This is a genomic window from Thermoflexus sp. (assembly GCF_025055495.1).
GTDB lineage: Bacteria > Chloroflexota > Anaerolineae > Thermoflexales > Thermoflexaceae > Thermoflexus.
Map to the genome: position 1 here is coordinate 1 of NZ_JANWXB010000257.1, position 4,579 is coordinate 4,579.

General features: G+C 62.9%; 5 protein-coding genes. All 5 read left to right on the plus strand.

Annotated features, from left to right (window positions below; translation table 11 throughout):
- The first annotated feature begins 129 nt into the window (after window positions 1–129).
- Window positions 130–1,023 carry a hypothetical protein gene (locus tag NZM16_RS08455; RefSeq protein ID WP_295479917.1) on the plus strand — a complete coding sequence of 298 codons (894 nt, stop codon included), beginning with the start codon at window positions 130–132 and terminating at the stop codon, window positions 1,021–1,023.
- A 148-nt stretch (window positions 1,024–1,171) separates the two neighbouring features.
- The gene (ccmA, locus tag NZM16_RS08460) at window positions 1,172–2,698 is read left to right on the plus strand and encodes a heme ABC exporter ATP-binding protein CcmA (RefSeq protein WP_295452800.1); all 1,527 of its coding nucleotides are present in this window, start codon (window positions 1,172–1,174) and stop codon (window positions 2,696–2,698) included.
- 26 nt (window positions 2,699–2,724) lie between these two features.
- Entirely contained in the window at window positions 2,725–3,417 is a 693-nt protein-coding gene (locus NZM16_RS08465; protein ID WP_295452802.1) for a cytochrome c biogenesis protein, read from the plus strand.
- A gap of 283 nt (window positions 3,418–3,700) precedes the next feature.
- Window positions 3,701–3,859, plus strand: a complete 159-nt coding sequence (locus NZM16_RS08470) for a CcmD family protein (RefSeq protein WP_295452805.1) — start codon at window positions 3,701–3,703, stop codon at window positions 3,857–3,859.
- On the plus strand, window positions 3,846–4,579 hold a 734-nt coding region (locus NZM16_RS08475; protein WP_295479919.1), incomplete at its 3' end, for a cytochrome c biogenesis CcdA family protein. The genes NZM16_RS08470 and NZM16_RS08475, both read left to right, overlap by 14 nt.

Below are 4,579 nucleotides of genomic sequence, written 5' to 3' on the forward strand. Positions count from 1 at the left end.
ACATTTTTCTCCCCCGACAAGAGAACGACGTCATGTTGGGGTATGATACAATACTATTCGGAAAGGGCTTCCTTAAGCAGAATGCTTGGCGTTGCTGAGCTTTCTGCGCATGTGCGTCCGGAGGAGCAGATGGCGTTTACAGTTCAGGACTTCGAGGATCTGTTGCGATTGCTGGATCAGCACCCTCAGTGGCGGGAGGCATTGCGGCGGCGATTGCTGACAGAGGAGTTTTTAGAATCGCCGAAAGTCCTCCGTGACCTTTCCGACCGGGTGCAAAAGATTGAGCTGTTGATGGGCGATCTGATAGAGACTGTGAAAGGCCTGGCGGAATCAGTTGCTGCCCTAGCGGAGGCGCAGCGGCGGCACTATGAGGAGTTTGTGGCCCATCGGGCGGAGGCGGACCGTCGGTTTGCGGAGCTGGCAGAGGCCCAGCGGCGAACTGAGGAGCAGTTACAAAAGCTGAGCGAGTCTCATCAGCGCTTGAGTGAGTCCACGGTGCGGATGCAGGAGGCGCTTCAGGATCTCGGCGAGTTCCGGGAGCAGACGAAAGAAATCCTTGATCGGTTCGGTCAGGTTATAGGCCCCATGATTGAGGAGCGAATGATCCAAGCCTTGCGAGAGTGGGTGGCGGAACAGGGCGGCACATTGCTTGGGCCGGTGTTCTCGGTCACTCTCGATGGAGTAGGAGAGGTTGACGGCGTCGCTCAGATTCGGCTGCAGGACGGACGAGAGGTCTGGGTGCTGGTTTCTGCAAAGACAAAGGTCTGGCCGCGGTCAATCCGGGAGTTCGTGAACGAGGTATTGAAGAGTCCCACTGCGGTCGCGATGTTGCAAGCCGAGGGAATCCAGGATCCAGTCATGCCGATTGTGTTTGGGCTGACCTTAGATCGGCGATCAATGAAGGCTGCCCAAACCAGTCGTGTAGGCCTGCTGATCAGCGCGCAGGGGATGTTGGTGTCGCCCGTCCTCTGGTCCCTAAAAGACCGTGAACCGATCGAAGGGGAGTCCGACACATCTTCTTGAAGCGCCAGGATGGGCTCGGCCCGTTCGGGAGCTCCTAAGGTCAGGACTTATATCCTGTTTCTGGGTAGCCTTGCCGGGGTGGGGCAGATGGTTTGGACGAGCGCCTCGCCCTTTTTCTTTTGCAGGAACGCACGCCGGGAGCGCTCCGGTGAGCCTGGAGCTTGCACTGCAGCTGGAGCGGATTTCGAAAGCGTTCGGCCCGCGGTGGGTGTTGCGGGAGGTCTCTCTGACGGTGCAACCGGGGGAGATCGTGGCGCTGATGGGGCCGAATGGGGCTGGGAAGAGCACCCTGCTCCGGGTGGCCGCCACCCTCCTCCGGCCCACATCCGGTCGGGTTCGGATCGGCGATTTCAGCTGGCCGCCGGACGGAGCCAGGATACGGGCTCAGGTGACCCTGCTGGGTCATCAGCCCTGGCTGTATCCAGACCTCAACGCGGCGGAGAACCTCCGTTTCTATCAGCGCCTCTATGGCTGGCCGGAGGAGCCAGGCGCGGTGGACGCCGCACTGAGGCGGATGGGTCTGGCGGACCGCGCCCGGGATCCAGTGCGCCGGTTCTCGCGGGGGATGTTGCAACGGCTGGCCCTGGCGCGCGCCTTCCTTTCGCCGGCCCCCGTCTTGCTGCTGGATGAGCCGTTCACGGGCCTGGATGTGCTCGGGTTAGAAGAGGCCCGGGAGGCCATCCGGGAGCTGGCGGCCCAGGGGCGGGCCGTGGTGGCGGCGCTTCACGATCCGGCCACCGCCGATTTCGCCCACCGGGTGGTGGTCCTGGTGAGCGGTCGTCTGGTGGCGGAGGGCTCCCCCACCGATTTCCCGGAGAAAACCCTTCAGGAACTCTATCAGGCCGGGATGGACCGAAGGACTGGCTCCGCCGCGGAAAGGCCCCTCCGTCCGTCCGAAGGGAATTTCCTCTCCACCCGCAGGATGCTCTCGGATGGAATCCGAGGGGCTTCTACAGCTCCGGCCAAAGTGGAAGGGATCCGATCCGCTTTCCCTATCCGCCCGCAGGGGCACGGGCTTCGCGCGTTCCAGGCGTTGCTCTGGAAGGACCTGCGGATCGAGGGGCGGGCGCGAGAGACGCTGACTCCGCTTTTGACCCTGGCCGGTTTAAGTCTCTTTCTGTTCGGGGCAGCGTTCGAGTTGCGTCCGGATCTGGCTCGTTCTTTCGTTCCGGTTTTCTTCTGGATGCTCCTGCTCTTCGCCAGCAGCCTGGGCGTGGGACGGATGATGGCTTCGGAGATCGATCGAGGAACATGGGAAGGGCTCCTGATGGTGCCCGGGGATCGGAGCGTGCTGTTCGCGGGCAAAGCGATGGTCCACAGTCTGCTGCTGGGGCTGGTCATCCTTCTATCCCTGGCGGCTGCGGGCGTCTTCTTTAACCTCTCCCTTTGGGATCCCGCTATCCTCCTGCTCCTGGCCCTGGGAGCGGTCGGCCTGTCCGGGGTGACCACGCTTCTGGCGGCGATCGCTATGGCCACCCGGGCCCGTGAGCTGCTGCTGCCGATCCTGCTGTTCCCGGTGGCGGCCCCCCTGGTCATCGCCGGCATTCAGGGGACCCGCGCGATCCTGGAAGCGGATCCTGCCGGGGGGTCGATATGGCTGCAGATCCTGCTCGCCTACGATCTTCTTCTCTTTGCAGTGGCGTGGATGGTGTTTGAAGAGGTGGCCAGCTCATAACCGGCGTAACCCATGAGGAGGGCCGAATGCGATCTTGGGAACGAATCTGGATAGGGACCACCATCGCCCTGATGGCCCTGGCGGCTCTGGCGGTCTTCGTCTACGCGCCGCGGGAAGCGAGGATGGGCGACGTGCAACGGATCTTTTACTTCCACATCAGCACGGCATGGACCGGTTTTCTCGCTTTCGCGGTGGCGCTTATCGGGTCCATCGCGTATCTACGGACGCGAGCCGTGCGTTGGGATCAGCTGAGCCACGCTGCGGTGGAGATCGGGCTGGTGCTGTTGACCATGGCGATCATCACCGGCTCCCTCTGGGCCCGCCCGGTGTGGAACACGTGGTGGACGTGGGATCCGCGGTTGACCACGACGACAATCACCTGGGTAGTGTATCTGGCCTATTTGCTCCTGCGGAACGCGGTGGAGAACCCGGAGACCCGGGCCCGGTTTGCGGCGGTCTATGCCATCGTGGCCTTCGTGACGGTGCCCATTACGTATCTCTCGGCCCGCCTGCTTCGCACCATCCACCCCATCGTGCTGGGTCCCAGCGTCTCCGCAGAGGCGCAGGGGCAGTTCGGGCTGACACCCCGGATGGTCCACACCATGGTGCTCAGCTTGATCGCCTGGACGTTGCTCTTCAGCGTGCTCTTGTGGATGCGCTATCGGGTCCAGCGGGCTCAGGAGGCACTGGAGGAAATAGAGGAAGCGATGGAGGCTTAATTGTAGAAGTTATGCTCGGAGCCCCCCGGGCGAGATGGGATGGTCCTCCGCCCCCAAAACGTTGCGCTCCCCCCCTCCCAGGGCCCATAGGCCCTGGGAGGGGGGGATAAAGGGGGAAGGGGCCTGGCCTCCTTCCCTCTCCAAGGCGTTTGGATGGGACTCGACGCCTGAAGTTGCCTACGGCGTTATGGATATTTTGGAGGTGAGCAGGCCTGCCTTCCGCGGCCCCCGCCGCCTCAAAGGGGCAGCGTCGCGTTCAGAATCAACCAGGGAGTCTACGCCGATGGGTTATCTCGTTGTCGCCTATCTGGTCTTCTGGGGCATCACCTTTTTCTACATCCTCTATCTGGCGCGCCGGCAGCGGGCGCTGGAGGAACGAATGGCTCGTTTGCGGGCGCGGCTGAACCCGGAGCTTCAGGAGGAACATGATGAGCCCCGGTGAGGAGATGACATGGACCCTTCGCTGGCGCACGTTCTCTCACGCTCTGGCCTTTGTGCTGGGGTTCTCGTTCGTGTTCGTGTTCGCCTGGGGTGGGGCAGCCACGCTCCTCGGCCAGCTCTTCTTCAGCGGGCGCGACCTCCTGGCCGCCATCGGGGGTAGCGTGGTCCTCCTCATGGGCCTGGCCATCCTGGGAGTGCGGATCCCCCTGATCTACCCGCTGATCATGTCCGAATGGCGTCCCCATCTCCGGGAGATCCCCTCGCTGGGCTTCGCGACCTCCGGGTTGATGGGCGTCTTCTTTGCGGCCGGGTGGACCCCCTGTGTGGGACCCACGCTGGGGGCGATTCTCACCATGACGTTCCAGCAGGAGACGGCCGGCCACGCCCTGGGCTTGCTGGCCGCTTACGCGGCCGGCTTAGGGGTTCCGTTCCTGGTGCTGGGGTTCCTCCTGGATCATGCCCTCGCCGGGATGCGACGGATGCGCCGCTATCTTCCGATCTTCCACGTCGCCAGCGGCGTGCTGTTGCTGTTCATCGGTGGGATGGTGTTGCTGGATGTGTTGCCCCGTTTCTTCCCGATCCTGAGCGTTCCGGTTTGGGTTCCGACGTTTACGAATCTACGCATCTGGACGTTCCGGATGGGCCTGTTTCTGGATGTGGGGCCAGGGATAGAGCTGGGATACCCGGTGGCCTTCATAGCGGGTTTGCTTTCCTTCTTCTC

Bases quoted from the DNA above. Each gene is read 5' to 3' on its own strand.
- NZM16_RS08465 (WP_295452802.1), top strand. From the start codon at position 2,725: ATGCGATCTTGGGAACGAATCTGGATAGGGACCACCATCGCCCTGATG.
- NZM16_RS08470 (WP_295452805.1), top strand. From the start codon at position 3,701: ATGGGTTATCTCGTTGTCGCCTATCTGGTCTTCTGGGGCATCACCTTT.
- NZM16_RS08455 (WP_295479917.1), top strand. From the start codon at position 130: ATGGCGTTTACAGTTCAGGACTTCGAGGATCTGTTGCGATTGCTGGAT.